Annotated in this window: 20 protein-coding genes; 8 read left to right on the top strand and 12 right to left on the bottom strand. The window is 67.2% G+C overall.

The genetic code is table 11. The features are described from left to right. Window positions 1-191: 191 nt before the first annotated feature. The 4 genes from AB0F98_RS18970 to AB0F98_RS18955 all read right to left on the bottom strand — a co-directional run bounded on the left by AB0F98_RS18970 (window position 192) and on the right by AB0F98_RS18955 (window position 4577). Window positions 192-1046, bottom strand: coding sequence for a phosphotransferase (locus tag AB0F98_RS18970; protein WP_357736902.1), 855 nt, complete (start codon window positions 1044-1046; stop codon window positions 192-194). Window positions 1047-1111: 65 nt separating this feature from the next. After that, complete coding sequence (locus tag AB0F98_RS18965) at window positions 1112-2017, bottom strand: ferritin-like domain-containing protein (protein ID WP_357736898.1); 906 nt, start codon at window positions 2015-2017, stop codon at window positions 1112-1114. A 260-nt stretch (window positions 2018-2277) separates the two neighbouring features. Next, window positions 2278-4248 (bottom strand): cytochrome c oxidase subunit I, encoded by a 1971-nt coding sequence (ctaD, locus tag AB0F98_RS18960; protein ID WP_357736895.1) that lies wholly within the window; start codon window positions 4246-4248, stop codon window positions 2278-2280. Further along, window positions 4245-4577 carry a hypothetical protein gene (locus tag AB0F98_RS18955; protein ID WP_357736892.1) on the bottom strand — a complete coding sequence of 111 codons (333 nt, stop codon included), beginning with the start codon at window positions 4575-4577 and terminating at the stop codon, window positions 4245-4247. Before AB0F98_RS18955 ends, ctaD begins: the two co-directional genes overlap by 4 nt. 476 nt (window positions 4578-5053) lie before the next feature. On the opposite strand from AB0F98_RS18955, the gene AB0F98_RS18950 reads away from it, so the two are divergent. Both AB0F98_RS18950 and AB0F98_RS18945 read left to right on the top strand, forming a co-directional pair. Then, window positions 5054-5422, top strand: a complete 369-nt coding sequence (locus AB0F98_RS18950) for a GNAT family N-acetyltransferase (RefSeq protein WP_357736890.1) — start codon at window positions 5054-5056, stop codon at window positions 5420-5422. Window positions 5423-6032: 610 nt separating this feature from the next. Further along, on the top strand, window positions 6033-6740 hold the full coding sequence (locus tag AB0F98_RS18945) for a DUF4396 domain-containing protein (RefSeq protein ID WP_357736887.1): 708 nt from the start codon (window positions 6033-6035) through the stop codon (window positions 6738-6740). A 127-nt stretch (window positions 6741-6867) separates the two neighbouring features. Here the strand turns inward: AB0F98_RS18945 and AB0F98_RS18940 are convergent, their stop codons facing one another. Next, window positions 6868-7089: a hypothetical protein gene (locus AB0F98_RS18940; RefSeq protein ID WP_357736884.1), complete on the bottom strand. Its 222-nt coding sequence runs from the start codon at window positions 7087-7089 to the stop codon at window positions 6868-6870. Window positions 7090-7151: 62 nt separating this feature from the next. Between AB0F98_RS18940 and AB0F98_RS18935 the strand changes: the two genes are divergently transcribed. The 4 genes from AB0F98_RS18935 (at window position 7152) to AB0F98_RS18920 (ending at window position 9389) form a co-directional block, all read left to right on the top strand. Continuing rightward, the gene (locus AB0F98_RS18935; protein ID WP_357736881.1) at window positions 7152-7748 is read left to right on the top strand and encodes a sulfite oxidase-like oxidoreductase; all 597 of its coding nucleotides are present in this window, start codon (window positions 7152-7154) and stop codon (window positions 7746-7748) included. Continuing rightward, entirely contained in the window at window positions 7718-8458 is a 741-nt protein-coding gene (locus AB0F98_RS18930) for an FAD-binding oxidoreductase (protein WP_357736877.1), read from the top strand. Before AB0F98_RS18935 ends, AB0F98_RS18930 begins: the two co-directional genes overlap by 31 nt. 2 nt (window positions 8459-8460) lie before the next feature. After that, on the top strand, window positions 8461-8754 hold the full coding sequence (locus AB0F98_RS18925) for a DUF6510 family protein (RefSeq protein WP_357736874.1): 294 nt from the start codon (window positions 8461-8463) through the stop codon (window positions 8752-8754). Window positions 8755-8978: 224 nt separating this feature from the next. Next, window positions 8979-9389 (top strand): GNAT family N-acetyltransferase, encoded by a 411-nt coding sequence (locus tag AB0F98_RS18920; protein WP_357736871.1) that lies wholly within the window; start codon window positions 8979-8981, stop codon window positions 9387-9389. Between the two features lie 155 nt (window positions 9390-9544). On the opposite strand, the gene AB0F98_RS18915 is transcribed toward AB0F98_RS18920, so the two are convergent. The 5 genes from AB0F98_RS18915 to AB0F98_RS18895 form a co-directional block, all read right to left on the bottom strand. Then, window positions 9545-10489 carry an NADP-dependent oxidoreductase gene (locus AB0F98_RS18915; RefSeq protein ID WP_357736867.1) on the bottom strand — a complete coding sequence of 315 codons (945 nt, stop codon included), beginning with the start codon at window positions 10487-10489 and terminating at the stop codon, window positions 9545-9547. Window positions 10490-10562: 73 nt separating this feature from the next. Next, window positions 10563-11030 carry a GNAT family N-acetyltransferase gene (locus AB0F98_RS18910; RefSeq protein ID WP_357736864.1) on the bottom strand — a complete coding sequence of 156 codons (468 nt, stop codon included), beginning with the start codon at window positions 11028-11030 and terminating at the stop codon, window positions 10563-10565. Window positions 11031-11064: 34 nt separating this feature from the next. After that, window positions 11065-11523 carry a GNAT family N-acetyltransferase gene (locus tag AB0F98_RS18905; RefSeq protein ID WP_357736861.1) on the bottom strand — a complete coding sequence of 153 codons (459 nt, stop codon included), beginning with the start codon at window positions 11521-11523 and terminating at the stop codon, window positions 11065-11067. A gap of 157 nt (window positions 11524-11680) precedes the next feature. After that, on the bottom strand, window positions 11681-12598 hold the full coding sequence (locus AB0F98_RS18900) for an NADP-dependent oxidoreductase (RefSeq protein WP_357736858.1): 918 nt from the start codon (window positions 12596-12598) through the stop codon (window positions 11681-11683). 219 nt (window positions 12599-12817) lie between these two features. Continuing rightward, window positions 12818-13591, bottom strand: a complete 774-nt coding sequence (locus tag AB0F98_RS18895; RefSeq protein ID WP_357736855.1) for an SDR family oxidoreductase — start codon at window positions 13589-13591, stop codon at window positions 12818-12820. A 408-nt stretch (window positions 13592-13999) separates the two neighbouring features. On the opposite strand from AB0F98_RS18895, the gene msrB reads away from it, so the two are divergent. Then, the gene (gene msrB, locus AB0F98_RS18890) at window positions 14000-14479 is read left to right on the top strand and encodes a peptide-methionine (R)-S-oxide reductase MsrB (RefSeq protein ID WP_357736852.1); all 480 of its coding nucleotides are present in this window, start codon (window positions 14000-14002) and stop codon (window positions 14477-14479) included. Between the two features lie 9 nt (window positions 14480-14488). After that, complete coding sequence (msrA, locus tag AB0F98_RS18885; protein WP_076473534.1) at window positions 14489-14995, top strand: peptide-methionine (S)-S-oxide reductase MsrA; 507 nt, start codon at window positions 14489-14491, stop codon at window positions 14993-14995. Between the two features lie 122 nt (window positions 14996-15117). Here the strand turns inward: msrA and nhaA are convergent, their stop codons facing one another. Beyond that, on the bottom strand, window positions 15118-16995 hold the full coding sequence (gene nhaA / locus AB0F98_RS18880) for a Na+/H+ antiporter NhaA (RefSeq protein ID WP_357736848.1): 1878 nt from the start codon (window positions 16993-16995) through the stop codon (window positions 15118-15120). Window positions 16996-17536: 541 nt separating this feature from the next. Beyond that, complete coding sequence (locus AB0F98_RS18875) at window positions 17537-17890, bottom strand: OsmC family protein (protein ID WP_350791231.1); 354 nt, start codon at window positions 17888-17890, stop codon at window positions 17537-17539. Window positions 17891-17986 lie beyond the last annotated feature (96 nt).

The following is a 17986-nucleotide window of genomic DNA, read 5'->3' as shown; positions in this document are numbered from 1 at the left end:
CCGCCGAGCTCGACGCCCGGCGGCCCGTACCCGGGGGTCAGGTCCGGAAGCGGGCCACCGAGCTCGGATGGTTGGGCCGCTCACGAGCGCGTTCCCCGCCGATGCTGGACAGCCGGCGGATCACTCGGCTCGGTCGGATCGGGCGGCACCGCGACACATGCAGATCGCGTAGGCACGCGCGTCGGACGGCCTCACATCCGGGATTTCAACACGTCGATCTCGCAGCCGGGCGCGGCGGGGTCGAAGCCGTGCTCCGCCAGCCAGCGGATCGCCAGCAGGCTCCGCAACGACCACCACCCGCGGACAACGTCCAGGTCGACGTCGGTTCCGTAGCCGGCGACGACGTCGCCGAGGTGCTCCTCGTGCCCGAGCGTCAAGCAGGCGAGGTCGAAGAGGGCATCGCCCTGGCCCGCCTCCGACCAGTCGATCACACCGGTGATCTCGTCGTCCTCGAGGAACACGTGGGCGATCTGCAGGTCGCCGTGCATGAACACCGGAGTCCGCGGCCCCAGCGCAGCTTCGGCGACCTGGCGGTTGCGGGTGACCAGGTCAGCAGGAAGGGTGCCGCTGGTGACGAGCCATTCGCATTCAATGTCGAGGCGCGACGCCAACCCGTCGAGGCACCGGCTGCGCCACGGCGGCAGCGGCGCGTCGTGCAGCCTCCGCACGGCGGCACCAGCCGCAGCCCATGCCGCCGAGGACGCGGTCGACGGGTCGCCGAGGCGGCCCAGTACCTTCCCCGGGACAGCGGCGAGCGCGAGTACGGGCGGCTTGCGCCACAGGATCTCCGGAGTGGGGATCGGGGCCAGAGCCATCGCCTCGACCTCGACTTCGATGCGGGCCTGATCAGCGTCGACTTTCAGGAACACGTCGCCGACGCGAAGCGTCGCGCGCTCCCGATGGGCGACGACGACCTCAACTTCTTCCACGTCGGCCAGTTTCGCTGAGTTGATCACCGACGTCACCCGATTATCGGCTGTGACCATGGGGTCGACCGCAGCGCGTCCCGCGCCGCGGTCGACCCCATGCAGGATGCGGGAAACCATCCGGCCCGACGTGTGGCGGACGGCTCCCGCACCCGGGTTCTCTCCACGATTGCGCTGCCGCAGGCTCAGGCCGCCCCGGCGCTCATCACGACTTCGCCGTTCAGACCGGCTGGGTAGAAGCCACCGGACGCCGCCGGCGTCGGGCTCAAGTACACGATGTTCAAGACGGACTGGGCCGATCGGCCGTAGCACATCCCGTTCTCATCCGTGGGGATGAAGTTCGGGTCCGCCGCCGTGCCGACACCCTGGTCGTCATCCGCCGGACCGTCGAGACTGTTTCGCGCGTCGGAGAGCTTTTGTACCGAGTCGAATACCGTGTCGTCGGTGAGTCCAACGCTGTAGAGCGCGGATCGTACGATCCCCGCGTGGTAGGCCTCGGTCGCCAGCAGGCCTGCTGCGGCATCAAGGTACGTCTTGTTCGACAACAGTGACGCGGATCCCTTGAAAGCCGAGACGCCGACGTCTTCGAAGAGGAACGCCGCGAAGAGGAAGTTGAGGTCGTTGGCGTACGGGTCGAAGCTCTCGCCTTGCTTGATCAGACCAGCGGCGGTCGCCGCCGCAGTGAAGCTCGTGTCCAGCGAGATCGCGGGACGAGCGACAGCGGCACTGCCGAGCGCGGATCGCAGGAAGGCCACATGCTGCATCTCGTCAGAGGCGATCTCCTTCGCGAACCGCTGCACGAACTTGCTGCTGAAGTTGACTGATCCTCCGCCGGACACCTCGCCGCGTTCCCCGGTGCCGGTGGTCATCTCGTCAGGAAGCCCGGATCCCGTCGTCGCACGGAGATAGAACTCGGCTTCGAGATATTCGAGATTGAGCGCGAAGTTGAGGATGGCCGCGTCGCTCGGCGAGCCACCACCCGCCGGGTCGGCTTTGCACACCCCTGGATCTACCAGGGCGGCGAGCCTTCGCCGGTCCGTTTCGGATTCTGCACTGCGTGACACCGACTCTGTGATGAACCAGTTGTCCATGCTGCCTCCGTTTTGACGCATCCAGGTCCCCTGCCTGTATGCGCCGGCCGACCTGACTGGAAGGGGTGGCACTCACGTTAGTTGCGCGAAATAACCTCAGGAATCTTTTGGGGAATGCGGTACCGGGTGGGCCGAACGTGGACTAGGCTCCGCGTCCGGTGCACCGTGCACCGGACGCGGAGCGCGCAGTCGCCAAGCCTGGCCGGGTGCGGCGAGCTTCCCGGCGCCCGGGTGCGCGGCGTCACCGAGCCGCGGCCGGATCATTCCCCCTGCATCTCTCCCGGATCCCGCCGCCTGCGTGGGCCTTGACCTGGGTTCCGTTGCGAGTCGAGCGGGTTCTCGTTCGCTTCGCGGGTGCCTTCGAAGGTGGGCCGGCGGGTCTCCTCGGGCGTGGGGACGTCGACCGGACGGGCGCCCGAGTCGGGCATCGGCTCGTACCCGGCTGCCGCCTCCGCGCCGATTGCGCCCTCGCCGCTGGGGACCGGCGTCGCGTGCATCTGCTGCGGCGGCCTGGCGGCGCGTTGGGGCAGGTCGCGGCCCAGGTCGGAGACGAGAGGTCCGTACTTGACGTCGAAGGCGGGACGCTCCGAGCGGATTCTCGGAATGCGGTCGAAGTTGCGGAGTGGTGGGGGGCAACTGGTGGCCCACTCCAGCGAGTTTCCGAACCCCCACGGGTCGTCCACCGAGACGGCGGCACCGAACCGCCAGGACTTCCAGACGTTGTAGAAGAAGAAGAGGGTGGATGTGCCGAGTATGAACGAGCCGATTGTGGAGATGGTGCTCAGGGTGGTGAAGCCGTCCTGGGGAAGGTAGTCGGCGTACCGGCGGGGCATGCCCTTGTTGCCCAACCAGTGGTGCACCAGGAAGGTGGTGTGGAAGCCGACGAACATCGTCCAGAAGTGGACCTTGCCGAGGCGTTCGTCGAGTAGCCGCCCGGTCATTTTCGGGAACCAGAAGTACACGCCGGCGAACGCGGCGAAGACGATGGTCCCGAACAGCACGTAGTGGAAGTGCCCGACGACGAAGTAGGTGTCGTGGGTGTGGAAGTCCACCGGCGGGCTCGCCAGCAACACACCGGTGAGTCCGCCGAAGAGGAAGGTGACCAGGAAGCCCACCGAGAAGAGCATCGGTGTCTCGAAGGTGAGCTGTCCCTTCCACATCGTGCCGATCCAGTTGAAGAACTTCACGCCGGTCGGGACGGCGATGATGAAGGTCATGGCCGAGAAGAAGGGCAGGAGCACCTGCCCGGTGGCGAACAGGTGGTGAGCCCAGACGTTCAACGAGAGGAAGAAGATCGCCCACAGCGCGAGCACCATGCCCTTGTAGCCGAAGAGCGGCTTGCGCGAGAAGACCGGGATGACCTCGCTGATGATGCCGAAGAACGGCAGAGCGACGATGTACACCTCGGGATGACCGAAATACCAGAAGAGGTGCTGGTACAGCATGGGTCCACCGGTGCTGGGGTCGTACACGTGGCTGTGGATCACGCGGTCGGACAGCAGAGCCAGTAGTGCCGAGGACAGCAGGGGGAAGACCATGATCGCCAACAGCGCGGTGATGAACATCGCCCAGGTGAACAAGGGCAACCGCCACATGGTCATCCCTGGTGCCCGCAGCGTGAGGACCGTCGTGATCAGGTTGACCGAACCCAGAATGGTGCCGACCCCGGACAGCACCAGGCCGACGACCCAGAGATTGCCACCCACGCCGGGGCTGTGAGCCTCCTGGCTGAGCGGGACGTACGCGGTCCACCCGAAGTCGGCCGCCCCGCCTGGCTGGGCGAACGAGCCGAGAACCAGCAGTCCGCCGAAGACGTACATCCAGTAGGCGAGCGCGTTCAGGCGGGGAAACGCCACGTCTGGGGCACCGATCTGCAACGGCACCAGGAAGTTCCCGAATGCGAACGCCAGCGGGGTGGCGAACAGGAACATCATGATCGTGCCGTGCGAGGTGAACAGCTGGTTGTACTGCTCGGGGGAGAGGAACTGCAGACCGGGGCGGGCCAACTCGCTGCGCATGAGCAGCGCCTCGATGCCGGCGGCGCTGTAGAAGAAGAACGCGGTGACGAGGTAGAGCAGACCGATCTGCTTGGCGTCGGTGGTGCGCAGAAGCCTGGTCAGTGTGTTGCCGGGCACCGGTCGGCGAACCGGGCCCGGATAGTCCCCGGACTGCGCGTGGATCACGATCGCCGGCTGGCGGTCCCGGCTGCGACTCGAATCTGGTCCAGTCACCGGTACCGGCCGTCGTAGCGCACACCGCTCCGGGTGTCCGTGAAGCTGACGCCTACCCGCACCCCATCCTCGGCGATCCACCGAACCGTGTACGTCGCGCGGTATGTCGGCGGCCAGAAGGAGGCGAAGGTCCCGTCACCCGTAACAGACCACTCGCCAGCCGACGGCCTGCCCCTCTCGACGTAGGTCGTTCGCCCATCCGCCGTGAACGATTGTGTTGCCCCGTCTCCGAACACGAACTCCGCAGCGGTCAGGGCGGCGACCATGTCGGCCGCACTGACCGGCTGGCCGTCGACAACGTCCCCACCGGAGGAGGAAATAGGGTCCATCGAACTCTCCTGACGTCGAAAAATCCACTGACTGTCGCTTCGGCAGGCTAGCCATTGCGGACTAGATAGTCCAATTCGACGGTTACTGGCAGGCACCCTCGACCGCTGCAACCCAACATCTTGGGCGCTCTGAGCTGCACCGGGGCGGGGCTGGCGTCACAGAAGGACCCGCCCCGTATCGCTCGCTCCGAAGTCGGATGTGGACCCTTCGGTTCGTGGTATGAGTCACACTCCGTGGCGTGGATCTTCCGGTCGACGGGGTTCGACGGGCCGGGGTGGCTCGCATCTTGCCTCGCTCGTCTCGGGCCGTTGGTCGCCGGGCGCGCCCCTACAACTTGCATGAACGGACTATTTAGTCCATTCACATGGCAATCGATTCTCGTGCCGCCAATAGCCACATGTCATACTTGGACTTCAGGGTCCCAAGCGAGGTCGTCTGACCGCGCAGCGTAACTACATGTTGGAAGGGTGGGCCGATGAGCAGCGACGAGCAGGCGCTGGTGGCCGAGGAGCTGATCGACAGCCTCGAACGGGGTCGTTTCGAGCTCTACCGCGACGGCGAACTGGTCGGCTGGCTCTACTACACCCACCTGAAGCCCAACCGGTACGCCCTCCGGCACACCGAGGTCGAGCCGAGCCATCAACACCAAGGCGTGGCGGGCGCGATGGTGCGACGGGTATTCGACGAGATCCGTGCCCGCGAGGGCACGATCACGGCGATCTGCCCGTTTGTGGTCGACTTCCTCTCGCGCACGACCACCTATGCCGATCTGATCGACGCCCGGCACCCCGGCTACTCCGATCGCGCTGCCGCCGAGAAGGCGCAGTCGAAGGCTGGCGGCTGAAACCGGCGGGCCGCGCGCAGGAGACTCCTCGGACGAACCCTGTCGCGGCCATCAGCTGGTCGCGCGGTGGCCTGATCCCACCGGATCGGGGTCACCCACTCCGCGGCCAGCCTGATCTCTTCGCAGCACCCACCGTGTCACCTGCGGGAAGCCGGCACGCCCTCGCACCCGCTGCACCCTTCATCTGGCCTGATCAACCCCATCACAATCCTGCGCCGGAGCGCCGGGACGACGAGTACGGAGATCGCCAGTGAACAGGTGCGTCTCCCACCGCCCGGTTGCGCATCTTCACGTTGGGCTGCCGGATGTCGGCGGTGCGGGTAGCGCCGTGACGCACGAGAAAGCGGCAGCCTCGGTATCCGTCCACAACGGAGTTCCGCGAGCAACCTCTTGCAGGGGATGTGCCATGGCCGGGGGCGCGGCGCGGCGCGCGTCGCGCGAATGCGCGTCGATCGTCTGCCACGAACTGAAGTCAGCGCATCCCACCGGCGACGTGAGTAAAACCCGGAAAACCTGATCCCAAGCGGCCTCGTCATTTCATGCTTGCCTCACGCGCCCGCGCCCCGCGCCGCCGCCACGCCGTCACCTCGTGCAGCTGAAGGGGGCAGCGATGCAACTTACGTTGCTGGAGCTGCTGTCATGGATCACGGTCGCTGTGGGGTTGGCTAGCTCGGCCTCGATCGTCGTCGACATCCGCGTCCTCGGGTACCGCCAGCCCATCAAGGTCTTGGAGCTTGTCTGGGCCGTGACCGGGCTCTACCTCGGCCCGGCCGGTATCGCGGCGTATCGACGTTGGGCTCGGCCACAGTCGCGTCGATGGCAGCAGCGGTACGGCAGGCCGCCGGGACGGCCGCGGCAGATAGCGATTCTGACCGGGCTTTGTCACTGCGGCGCCCACTGTATTCTCGGCGTCATTCTGGGTGAGCTGGTGGTATCTTTCAGTGGCGTCAGCGTGAGGGGTGAGACGCTGTGGGCCAACTACATCAGTGACTATTCGGGGGCGCTTGTCGTAGGTGTCACGATCCGATATCTCACCTCGGTGGACAGGGGTCGACGAAGGCTGTGGGACGCGGTGGTGAATGTCGCCAAGGCTGATCTACTCGGCGTGACGGCCTTTGAGATAGCTTTGTTCATCTGGTTGGCGATCGCGCATCATGCCAATGACTCGGAGCCGGCAATGGATCCGTCGAGCCCGGTGTTCTGGTTCTTCATTCAAATCGGGCTGGCGAGCGGTTTCGTCGTCGCATGGCCCGGAGTCGCCTGGTTGGTCCGTCGTGGAGTCAAGGTAATGCCTGATCACGGCACAGGCCACGCGTGATCGTAGAGCGCGAACTAGTATGTGCCAGACGGGCGCGCGACGACCTGTCGTACGACCGGCTCGGAACGGGTTCGAACCTCGAACATGGACTCGGTGGTCCATATCGAATCCCCGGCAGAGATGCTCGTCAGGTAGCGCGCGCCCTGCGCCCATTGGACACGCGGCTGCTGTTCAGGCCGCCGGTGGTCGGCGAGGTTTGCCCACCGATGCCATGCCAGCCTATGCTGGACGCGATGGTCCAGTTGATTCGCGCAGGGTCGTGGCGGATCACGTTCCCACCGCAGGGAATCTCATCACCGGGGCACTCGCTGACCACGACGTCATGGGCGGGTACCACATCGACTTCCACCCGCGGAGTGGAAGCACGGGTGGCAGTGGAATCGCGGCCGCCCTGCCACATGGGAGAGGTACATGGCATTGATCACACGCGGCTTCGGCGGCCGCAGACGCGACGACACCAACCTCCCGCCCGGCCAGTACCGCACGGAGGACTTCCCGGTGCTGTCGGCGGGACCCACGCCGCGCATCAACCTCGACGACTGGGAGCTTGCCGTCGTCACCGAGACCGGCGAGCGGAGCACGTGGTCATGGGCGGAGTTCACCGCCCTTCCTGCCGACGAGCCGACCGTGGACATCCATTGCGTCACGCACTGGTCGAAGTTCGGCACGAACTGGCGAGGCGTCTCGCTGGACACGCTGCTCGCCGATGTCGAGACCGCGGCGGAGTACGTCGTCGCCCACTCCTACGGCGGCTACACCACGAACATCCCGATCGAGGACCTACTCGACGGACAGGCCTGGGTGGCGTACGAGTTCGACGGTGAGCCGCTGGCTCCGGTACACGGCGGGCCGGCTCGTCTCCTCGTTCCTCACCTGTACTTCTGGAAGAGCGCGAAATGGCTGCGCGCTCTGGAACTGCGTCTCGACGACGAACCCGGGTTCTGGGAGACGGCCGGCTACCACAACTATGGTGACCCATGGCGCGAGCAGCGGTACCAGGCAGACTGACCTGGCAGCCGGCGACCGTCGCCGCCGCCCGGGCGGAGACTGCGACGGCGCGGAGCCTGATCCTCGACGTCGACGGCTGGACAGGTCACGTACCGGGCCAGCACATCGACATCCGGCTGACGGCTCCCGACGGCTACACGGCCCACCGCAGCTACTCGATCTCGTCGGCACCGGGGCCCGGCCGGCTCGAGGTGACCGTCCAGGCGGTGACCGACGGCGAAGTCTCGCCGTACCTCGTCGACGTCGCGCAGCCGGGTGACCAACTCGAGATCCGTGGACCGCTCGGCGGCTGGTTCGTACGCCGAGCTGCCGACCCGCGCCCGGCGTTGCTGATCGGCGGCGGGTCCGGCGTGGCGCCGCTGATGTCGATGGTGCGTGCTGCGACGTACCCCACCAGGCTGCTCTACTCGACCCGATCCCCGTCCGAGGCGCTGTACACCGCGGATCTCGCAGCTGCCCGAGCCGCGGACGGCGGGCGCATCGACGTCACGTACGTCTATACCAGGGTCGCGCCCCCCGGCTGGCCGGCCCCACCCGGACGACTGGACGCGGACGCCCTCGCCCGCGTCGCCTGGCCCCGCGATGCCGACGCCGTGGCGTTCGTCTGCGGGCCCACCGGGTTCGTCGAGGCCGTTGCCGACCTCCTCGTCGACATCGGCCACGATCCCGCGAACATCCGCACCGAACGTTTCGGACCCACCGGAGGATGACCATGTCGACCATCAACGTCGGAGCCGACGACACACCCTGGGTGGACGGTAACGCCCTCGCCGGACCGCTCGGCGAGGTCATGGGGACCGACCTCACCGTTGCCGAGCTCACCTGCGCCGGGTGCCGGACGACCCGTCCGCTGGCCGCGATGCGCGTGTTCGACCGAGCCCCCGGCCTCGTCGCCCGCTGTCCCGGCTGCGAGGACGTCGTCATGCGCGTGGTGCGCACGGCCGGCCGGGTCCTGGTCGACCTGCGTGGATCGCTCCTGCTCAGCATCCCGGTACCGACTGCCTGAGCAGAGAGGGTGTTCGAGAAGGCCATGCCCTACCGCGTCGCCAAGGCGACGGGCGAGCCCTCTCGAACACCCTCTATGGTTATGCCCGCATTGCAGTGGCGGCCGGTGGTCAGCCTCGCGGGCGTCGGTCGGCGACAGCTCGCGGCGGGATAGTGTTGCCGCACCATTCGGCCTGACCGGGGCACTCCCAGGTCGCCGTACCAGGGTGAGATTCAGGAGACGACATGGCGGGCAACGCCGAGGACATGGTCACGTTGACCGGCGCCGACAAGGATCTGCATGACTCGAACCCGTCGGACGCCACCGCGCCCGACGGCGAGGACTTCGTCATCACCGACAACAGCGCGCTCGGCATCTACGAGGCCGCGATAGGGGGCCGGACAGTCGCCGGGCTCGTTTACAGCAAGGTCGGCAACCGCGTCGTACTGTCGGCGACGTCGGTGTTCCCCGAGTTCCGGGGGAGGGGAGTGGCCGGCAGGCTCATCGGCGGCGTCCTCGACGAGCTGCGCGAGCAGGGAAAGACCGCCACCATCACGTGTCCGTTCGCGGCGGCATTCGTCAACGCTCATCCGGAATATGCCGACGTGCTGGACCCGGCATTCCCTGGGTCGCACGCAGCCGGGCAGCAGCATTGAGTGAGGTCGTCGCGGCTGAACACGCGCCGACCGGGGCCGGCCAGGATGTCGGCGCCGGCACTGGTCGATGACGTCATCCGGTACGAGTCGCCCGGCCTGCCCACGCGGTTGACGCTGATCCGAGGGCAGGGCCGGACGCTCGTAGTTTCCGGTTCTCAGGGACGAACGCGGATGACCGTCTTCCCCTTGGTCCGCTGAGTCGGGTTGAAGGCGGCGACGGCGTCGTCGAGGGCCGCCACGGTGCCGATGTTCGGCCGCAGGCGTCCGTCCCGGACCAGCCGGGCGATCTCCCCCAACTGGGCGCGGTCGGACACGACGACGAAGTCGATCGCCAGGCCGTCAGCGGGCCGCGCCTCCGGCGGCCCGGTGACGGTCACCAGCGTTCCTCCGGCTCGAACCAGACGTGCGGACCGCTTCTGGATGTCGCCGCCGATGACGTCGAAGACCAGATCCACTCCGCCGACGTCTTCCAGGGTGTCGTTGTCGAGGTCGACGTACTCGTGCGCGCCGAAGTCGACTGCGGTCTGCCGGCCGCTGGCACGTCCGGTGCCGATGACGTGGGCGCCGGCGTGACGGGCGAGCTGCGTCGCCATCGAACCGACTGCGCCGGCGGCGCCGTGCACCAGGACGCTCTGCCCCTCCAGGAGGCGGCCGTGATCGAACAGCCCTTGCCACGCGGTCAGGCTCGCCATCGCGACGCCGGCACCCGCCGCGAAGTCGACGTCGGCCGGCAGCGGCGCGAGGTTGCGCGCCTCGACGACGACATACTCCGCCAGCGTGCCGTCGCGAGTCCAGTCCGTGAGGCCGAACACCCGCTGCCCCACCGACAACCCCGTTGCGCCATAGCTGAGAGCGGTGACCACCCCGGCCACCTCGTGGCCGGGGATCGACGGTGTCCGGTCGAGACCGCGGCGATCCACCCAGGTCGAGGGCCACTCCAGCTCGTTGCCGGTGAATCCCGAGGCATGAACTTCAACGACGACGTCGCCGTAGTTCGCGCCCTCAAGACTGGCGAGCCTCGCCACGTCCGGCTCGGGCCGCTCCACCAGCGTCATCCCCGCCGTTCCCGCGGCCCGGTCCGTCACCACGATCGCTTTCATTCTGCTCCTCTGCATCGGTTCTCGTCCGTCCCAGACCACTGGGCGACTCGAACGACGTCCGAACGCCGGGCGGCTACCTCAGGTCGTTCTCGAACGCGGTGAGCTCCTCGTCATGGCCGGCTTCCGCGGTCTTCTGCGGGGGATAGGCGCCGGCGCCGGGATGGACCTTGTCGATGAGATCGAGGTATTTCGGGTTGCGGGCGATGAACTTACCCACGACCGGGCAGATGACGGTGATCTTCTTCCCGCTCTCGCGGATCTCGTCCAGCACGCGAGCGATGAGCTCCGTGGCCACCCGGTTGTGTCGGTAGGCGGGGTCGACCCAGGTCGTCAGCAGCACGACACGACCGCCTACGAACCGATACTGGAGCTCGGCGATCGCTTCGGCGCCGAGCGCGGCGATCCAGCGGCCGTGCTCCGCGTCGTTGATGACATCGAGCACCCAGCTGGACTCCACCTCGCTGGGACTCGTCTCGTTCAAAGCAGCGATGAGCTCAGCGTTGTTCTCTTCCCGGGTGGCTGCCTCGAGATCGATTGTCATTGTCACACTTTCTGCCGAGGAGCTGATAGGGAGTTTAGGACAAATGGGTGCGACGCTGGGTTACTCCCGGGTGCTTGGCGTCGATGAGGTCGGCGTACTCGGGGTTGTGCTCGATGAAGGTGCGCACGATCGGGCAGAGGATGGTGATCGTCTTTCCTTGCGCGCGCGCGTCGTTCAGGACGTGCCGGATCAGCTCGGTGGCGACGCCCTTTTTGCGAAACTCGGGCAACACCGAGGTGCCCAGCAGCACGAGCCGGTCGTCTCCGGTGACGCTGTAGGTCAGCCCGGCCACCTCTCGGTCCCCGACGATGGCGTCGTAGGTGCCGAGCTTCTCGTCGTTGACGATTCGGACGTCGAACGCGGCGGTGTGGGAAGCGTCGACTACTTCGTCTATGAGGACGACCTGGTCCTCGCTGAGGATGCCGTTCTCGTCGTGTCCGGCCTCGTCGGGGCGCTCGACGGCGGAGCGCACCGGCCCGCTCGGGTCGGTCATGAGGGCGCGCTCTCGTTGCTGGTCATCAGATAACTCCCGGATCGTGGCCTAGTCGTACTCGCCCAGCCGCACGTCGTCGGCCGGAGGTGAAGACCCGACCGTCGACGTACTTCTCGCTTCTGCGAGGGGCGTTCTCGTGCTTGGTGCTGCCATGTCCTCACGGACGGACGCGGATGATCGTCTTCCCCATGATCCGCTCGGTCGGGTTGAACGCGGCGACGGCGTCGTCGAGACTCGCGACATTGCCGATGACCGTCCGAAGTCGTCCGTCCCGGACCCGCCGGACGATCTCGCCGAGTTGGGCGCGATCAGGCACGACCACGAAGTCGATCGCCAGGCCGTCTACGGGTCGCGCCTCGGGCGGCCCGGCGATGGTCACCAGCGTTCCTCCGGTCCGGACAACGTCTGCGGACCGCTTGCCGATGTCGCCGCCGATGACGTCGAACACCAGATCGACCCCGCCGACGTCCTCCAGGGCGTCGTTCTCGAGGTCGACGAACTCCTGCGCGCCGAAGTCGAGCGCCGCCCGACGGTCGGCAGTGCGTCCGGTACCGATGACGTGGGCGCCGGCCTCGCGTGCGAGCTGCGCCACCATCGACCCGACTCCGCCGGCCGCGCCGTGCACGAGGACGCTCTGCCCAACCTGGAGGCGGCCGTGCTCGAACAGCCCCTGCCAGGCGGTCAGGCCCGAGATCGGCAGGCTCGCGCCCACCGTGAAGTCCACGTCGCCGGGCAACGGCGCGAGGTTGCGCGCCTCGACGGCCACGTACTCCGCCAGCGTGCCGTCGCGAGTCCAGTCCGTGAGGCCGAACACCCGCTGCCCCACCGACAGTCCGGTCGTGCCATAGCCCAGCGCGCTGACCACTCCGGCCAGCTCGTGCCCGGGGATCGACGGCGTCCGGTCACGGCCGAGTCGATCGGCCCAGGTCGAGGGCCACGTCAGCTCACCCGGGGTGAATCCCGACGCGTGGACCTGGACGACGACGTCGTTCAGCGCCGGTGCCGGCTGGGGCCGCTCCACCAGCCTCATCCCTGCCGTTCCCGCGGCCTCGTCCGTCACTACGATCGCCTTCATCGGGCGCCTCCCTGTATCCACGTTCTGGTCTGCACTGTCACGAGGTGCAGGCTTCCGGTCATCAGCTGCACGCGGCACCTGACCCTCGGTGCCTCGCCACGTCGACCGGAAGCGGTTGTGGCGCGGGCGCATCGAGGAACGAGCGCGACTGCGAGATCGTCGGGATGGCGCCGGCGGAGTCGAGACCCCGCCGGCGCCATCCCGACATGGTTTTCGAGGTCAGTTGCGGCCGGCCATGATGCCGCCGTCGACGTCGACGATGGCGCCGGTCATCCAGCTCGCCTCGTCCGACAGCAGGAACGACACCGCGTTCGCGATGTCCTCCGGGCTACCGACACGCCCCAGCGGGTGGAAGCTGTCGAAGCTGTCGACGGTCTCATCGAACTTGTCCGCCGGGACGAAGCCCAGGTACAGGGGCGTCTTCACGACCGCGGGCGCGACCGCGTTGACCCGGATCTTGTGCGGCGCCAGCTCGATCGCGAGGGCCTTGGTGAACGAGTGCAGGCCGCCCTTCTGCACGGAGTAGCCGGTGTGCGGCGTCGCCGCGATGCCCTGGTGCGCCCACATCGAGCCGACGTTGACGATGGCGCCGCCCCGGCCCCCGGCGACCATGCCGGCGACGACGGTCTGCGTGATGAAGAACAGCGCACGGTTGAGTTCGTTGTACGAGTCGTAGAAGGCCTCGTCGTACTCGCTGAACGCCTTCGGGATGAAGAAACCCGCGGCGTTGACGAGCAGTGTCGCGTCGGCGTGCTCGGCGGCGAGCTGCTTTCGGAGCTCCGGCACCTGGTCGCGGTCGGTCAGCTCGGCGGTGATGCCCCACGCCTTTCCGTGCTGCGACAAGGCCTCGACCGCGGCCCCGACCTTGTCCTGGTCTCGACCCGTGATCACGGCAGTGCCGCCCCCGGCGACGACCTGGTGGGCCGTGGCCAGGCCCATGCCGCTGCTGCCGCCGACGACCACGACCTTGCGGCCCTCGAAACTGTTGCTCATACCGATTAGTCCTTTCCCACCGGTTCGCGTTTTTTGTCGGCGGCACCCGATTTCCCGGAGTGGCGCGACGTCCGTTAGAACTCGGCGCCGGTGGGCACGCCGGACAGTGCGTCGCCAGCGGAGGCACCGAGTCGGACGCCCCGAAACCTAGCCGCGCTGGAACTGGTCGGTCAAGTCCAGTCCGGAGACGAGGCGGGTGCTACTGTGGATTCGGGGAAGCTCAGGCTGTACGCCGTAACGGCGACGCTCATCCGGCCATCGCCGGACATCTTCCCAGGACTCGATAGTCCATAAAAGATGAGACCTGCGGGAATACCAGCGGCCCGCAGGGCGTCTGTATGTATGCGTGTCCAGGTGCGTCTCGCCTGGTTCCTCAGCTTTGCGCCGAAAGGCCGGGAAGGGAGAGCTGTGTCCCAGCACACCCAGTACCACAAGAGCCCGGAGGCGGTCTCGCAGCTCGACCCGGAGCAGTACCGGGTCACCCAGCAGGACGGCACCGAGCGTCCGTTCGCCAACGCCTACTGGGACAACCACGAGCCCGGCATCTACGTCGATGTCGTGTCCGGCGAGCCGCTGTTCGCATCGGTCGACAAGTACGACAGCAGGTCCGGCTGGCCGAGCTTCACGAAGCCGATCGACAAGACGAACGTTGTCGAGCGCGAGGATTCAAGCCACGGGATGATCCGGGTTGAGGCCCGTTCGCTGCACGGCGACAGTCACCTTGGCCACATCTTCAACGACGGTCCCCGCGACAAGGGCGGACTGCGGTACTGCATCAACTCCGCGTCGTTGCGGTTCATCCACCTCGACGACCTGGAGGACGCAGGGTACGGCGAATACCGCACCCTGTTCACGAGTGACACCAACCCTGACACCGACGACAAGTAGGGAGACGACGTGAGCACCGAGAAGGCGATCCTCGCCGGAGGCTGTTTCTGGGGCATGGAGGAGTTGTTCCGCCACCAGCCTGGCGTCGTGTCCACGCGCGTCGGCTACAGCGGTGGCGACGTCCCGAACGCCACCTACCGCAACCACGGCACCCACGCGGAGTCCATCGAGGTCATCTACGACACCGAGAAGACCGACTTCCGCGCGCTGCTCGAGTTCTTCTTCCAGATCCACGACCCGTCGACGAAGAACCGCCAGGGCAACGACATCGGCACCAGCTACCGCTCGGCGATCTTCTACACCAACGACGAGCAGAAGCGGGTCGCCGAGGACACGATCGCCGACGTCGACGCCTCGGGCCTGTGGCCCGGCAAGGTCGTCACCGAGGTCACCCCGGCAGGCGACTTCTGGGAAGCCGAGCCCGAGCACCAGAACTACCTGCAGACCTACCCCAACGGCTACACCTGCCACTTCCCCCGCCCCGGGTGGAAGCTCCCGAAGCGGGCGACGGCCTGACATCTCCGGCGCGCGGACCCTGGGTCCGCGCGCCGGCCTGTTTTCCCTCGGCGACTCACCACAGATGCCGAGCACCCGCGGCAGGCCGCCCGGACGATGTTCAACCGCGCCGTCGAGCGCGCCTACTCACCGGTTGCTGTTACCTCGTGGCCGAGGCGGGCCCGGGCTCGGGCCATACGAATGGCCTCGGTCAAGGTCGCGATGTCGTAGGCGCCGTAGTGGCGGCGACCATTGATGAAGAACGTCGGGGTGCCGGACACACCGCTCTTGTCGGCCGAGTCGATGTCGCTCTCGATACGCCCCGCGTGCGCCTGGTTGATCAGATCGTCATGGAAGCGTGCCTGATCGAGACCGAGGTCGACGGCATATTTGATCAGGTCAGTGACGTTCAGCTTGTCCTGGTGGTCGAGCAGCAGGTCGTGCATCTGCCAGAACTTGCCTTGAGCGCCCGCCGCCTCGGCGGCCTCGGCGGCGAGCCGGGCTTGCGGGTGCACGTCCGGCAGAGGCAGGTGACGCCACACGAAACGCAGGTCGGCGTGGCCCAGCAACTGCCGGACTACCGGCTCGGCCTTCCCGCAGTACGGGCACTCGAAGTCGCCGTACTGCACCAGCGTCACCGACGCTCCGGCCGGGCCGCGGACATGGTCGTACCTCTCGTCGACCTCGGGGATGAGATCGATCAGCTCCGTCACATCGCCGAAGAGTGCCCGGATTCGCTTGTCGTTGGGGAGCATGTTGGTGAAGCGGAACGCGATCCAGGTCAACGCTGACGATACGATCGCGGCGCTGAGCACCCCGACTTTCGCCTCGGCCAGTTGGTCGCCGCTGAAGGCGAGGCTGGCGACCAGAAGCGACACCGTGAAGCTGACACCGGCGATCGTGCCGCTGCCGACCACGCCTGCCCAACCCACGGCCGGACGGATGCGGCCGTGTGAGATCCAGGTGAGCACGGCGGAGGTGCCGATCACGGCGAGCGGCTTGCCGACGACGTACCCGAGCAGCACGCCCCAGGTGACAGGCGACGTGAACGCCCGGTTCAGGAACGGACCATCGATGCTGATGCCGGCGTTGGCCAGGCCGAACAGCGGCACGATCACGTAACTGGACCAAGGGTGGTAGATGCGCTGAAGGCGGTCGTTGGGCGACAGCGTGTTCGCGAGGCCGAGCGAAGCCGTCCGTGCGAGCCTCGGCGTCGGCTGCTCACGAAACAACCGAAACAGATCGCTGACCTGCTCGAGCTCGGCTCGGCCGGGAGAATAGGCGAACGCGGTCAACCCGATGGCCAGTCCGGCCACCACCGGATCGACTCCGCTGACCAGCAGCGCGCCCCACATCACGATGGCGACCGGCACGTACGCCGAGTCCCGCCGGATGCCGGCTGCGCGGATGGCCAGCATGACCGCGAACGCCGCTACGGCCACCACGATGGGCATCATTTTGATGTCGTCGCTGTAGACGAGGGCGATGACGATGAGCGCGATCAGATCGTCGACCACGAACACGGTGAGAAGGAAGATCCGGACCCGGTCGGGCACGCCCCGGCCGAGCAGGGCCAGCAGGCCCAACGCGAGGGCGGTGTCGGTCGACATGGCCACGCCCCAGCCATGCGCACCCGGTCCGCCGTGGTTGATCACCAGGAAGATCAGCACCGGGATCAGCATGCCGATCACGCCGGCCAGACTGGGCAGCACGAAACGTCGCCGGTCGCGTAGGTCGCCGAGGTCGAACTCGCGTCGCGCCTCAAGGCCGACGACCAGGAAGAACAGCGTCATCAAGCCGCTGTTGATCCAGGTGTGCAGGTCGCGAGAGAGCTCGAGGGGGCCGAGTCGCAGGGACAGCTCGGTGCGCCAGACGGCTTCGTAGGAGCTGAGGTCGATGTTGGCCCAAAGCAGTGCTGCGACGATGGCGGCCACGAGCACGCGGGCGCTGCCGGACTCAGTTCGCAGGAAGGCCCGCAGCGGTGCCGCGAGACTTCCCATCCAGATGCTTCGGTCGCTCATCTTGGTTCCGGTCACACGTCACCCTTCGACGCGCTGGCCGGGCCAGCACGGGTAGTTAGAAATCGTGCCGCGACGCGGGCAGGCGACCCTGCGGCTCAGGCCTGATCGCGCTGCCGCGGCTGAAGCGGGCCGCGGAGCGAGCGTCGAGGCCGGCGACACGGGGTGCGGGTGACTACCGGTGAGCTCACGGCCGGGCCGCACACGTCGCCGCGACGGGTGGACCCGGCGATACCCAAGGGAAAGTCCGTCTGAGGTAGCGGCCGCCGAGCGGGCCAGCATGATCAGCCAGGCCGGGCCGCGAACCGGATCAGTTCCCTGTCGCCGCTCGGCGCACCAACGTCGAGCGGCCGAGATGTGTATGTACGTGGATCGCTACGTGCACGACTCGGGCATGCTCCGTTGTTGCCGTGGCCCCGGGCCTGGGCGTCGGCAAGGCGCCGTATCGCGTCGCGGTCGACGCAAACACCGTCGCCGCCGCCCGCGACGGAGCGGCAACCGCTTGCTGCTCGGTCGTGATCGCCGAGCAGCAAGCGGCCTGACGTCAGCGCGGCCCGACGAACTCCGTCTTCACGCTCCAGGCGAACTGGATCAGCAGGGTCACCGGGGACCTCTCGGCGATCTCATGCATCACCTTCAAGTCGTCGGGGTCGGGTTCCTCGCTCAGCGTGATCGTGCGCTTCAGGTAGCGCTCTGCGCCCTCCTGCTCGGGCTCGTGGTAGTCGATCTCGACAGTGATGTCACCGGCGTTGTCGTACTTGTAGTCGACGTACTGCCGCAGCGTCTGAGCGGTGCAGGAGGCGAGCGCCATCAACAGGTACTCCGTCGGCGTCGGGCCATCGCCGACCGCGCCGTTGTGCGGTTCATCGGCGACGAACGTGAAGCCGCGGCTGGTCATGTCCGTACGCCGGCGCTCAGTGAGCGGAAGGACAGCTCGTGCGGATGCGACGACACGATCCCGATCGGTTTCCATGAGCCGTGCCTTCCTGTAGAT

The sequence above is a fragment of the Micromonospora sp. NPDC023737 genome (genome assembly GCF_040639715.1).
Lineage (GTDB): Bacteria > Actinomycetota > Actinomycetes > Mycobacteriales > Micromonosporaceae > Micromonospora.
The sequence above is the reverse complement of the archived record's forward strand: the minus strand, read 5'-3'. Positions and strand labels throughout refer to the sequence as shown.

What these genes read in the sequence shown, in the direction of transcription:
- AB0F98_RS18970 (WP_357736902.1), bottom strand. Translation starts at nt 1,046, where the DNA reads ATGGTTTCCCGCATCCTGCATGGGGTCGACCGCGGCGCGGGACGCGCT.
- AB0F98_RS18965 (WP_357736898.1), bottom strand. Translation starts at nt 2,017, where the DNA reads ATGGACAACTGGTTCATCACAGAGTCGGTGTCACGCAGTGCAGAATCC.
- AB0F98_RS18955 (WP_357736892.1), bottom strand. Translation starts at nt 4,577, where the DNA reads ATGGACCCTATTTCCTCCTCCGGTGGGGACGTTGTCGACGGCCAGCCG.
- AB0F98_RS18950 (WP_357736890.1), top strand. Translation starts at nt 5,054, where the DNA reads ATGAGCAGCGACGAGCAGGCGCTGGTGGCCGAGGAGCTGATCGACAGC.
- AB0F98_RS18945 (WP_357736887.1), top strand. Translation starts at nt 6,033, where the DNA reads ATGCAACTTACGTTGCTGGAGCTGCTGTCATGGATCACGGTCGCTGTG.
- AB0F98_RS18935 (WP_357736881.1), top strand. Translation starts at nt 7,152, where the DNA reads ATGGCATTGATCACACGCGGCTTCGGCGGCCGCAGACGCGACGACACC.
- AB0F98_RS18930 (WP_357736877.1), top strand. Translation starts at nt 7,718, where the DNA reads ATGGCGCGAGCAGCGGTACCAGGCAGACTGACCTGGCAGCCGGCGACC.
- AB0F98_RS18925 (WP_357736874.1), top strand. Translation starts at nt 8,461, where the DNA reads ATGTCGACCATCAACGTCGGAGCCGACGACACACCCTGGGTGGACGGT.
- AB0F98_RS18920 (WP_357736871.1), top strand. Translation starts at nt 8,979, where the DNA reads ATGGCGGGCAACGCCGAGGACATGGTCACGTTGACCGGCGCCGACAAG.
- AB0F98_RS18915 (WP_357736867.1), bottom strand. Translation starts at nt 10,489, where the DNA reads ATGAAAGCGATCGTGGTGACGGACCGGGCCGCGGGAACGGCGGGGATG.
- AB0F98_RS18910 (WP_357736864.1), bottom strand. Translation starts at nt 11,030, where the DNA reads ATGACAATCGATCTCGAGGCAGCCACCCGGGAAGAGAACAACGCTGAG.
- AB0F98_RS18905 (WP_357736861.1), bottom strand. Translation starts at nt 11,523, where the DNA reads ATGACCGACCCGAGCGGGCCGGTGCGCTCCGCCGTCGAGCGCCCCGAC.
- AB0F98_RS18900 (WP_357736858.1), bottom strand. Translation starts at nt 12,598, where the DNA reads ATGAAGGCGATCGTAGTGACGGACGAGGCCGCGGGAACGGCAGGGATG.
- AB0F98_RS18895 (WP_357736855.1), bottom strand. Translation starts at nt 13,591, where the DNA reads ATGAGCAACAGTTTCGAGGGCCGCAAGGTCGTGGTCGTCGGCGGCAGC.
- nhaA (WP_357736848.1), bottom strand. Translation starts at nt 16,995, where the DNA reads ATGAGCGACCGAAGCATCTGGATGGGAAGTCTCGCGGCACCGCTGCGG.
- AB0F98_RS18875 (WP_350791231.1), bottom strand. Translation starts at nt 17,890, where the DNA reads ATGACCAGCCGCGGCTTCACGTTCGTCGCCGATGAACCGCACAACGGC.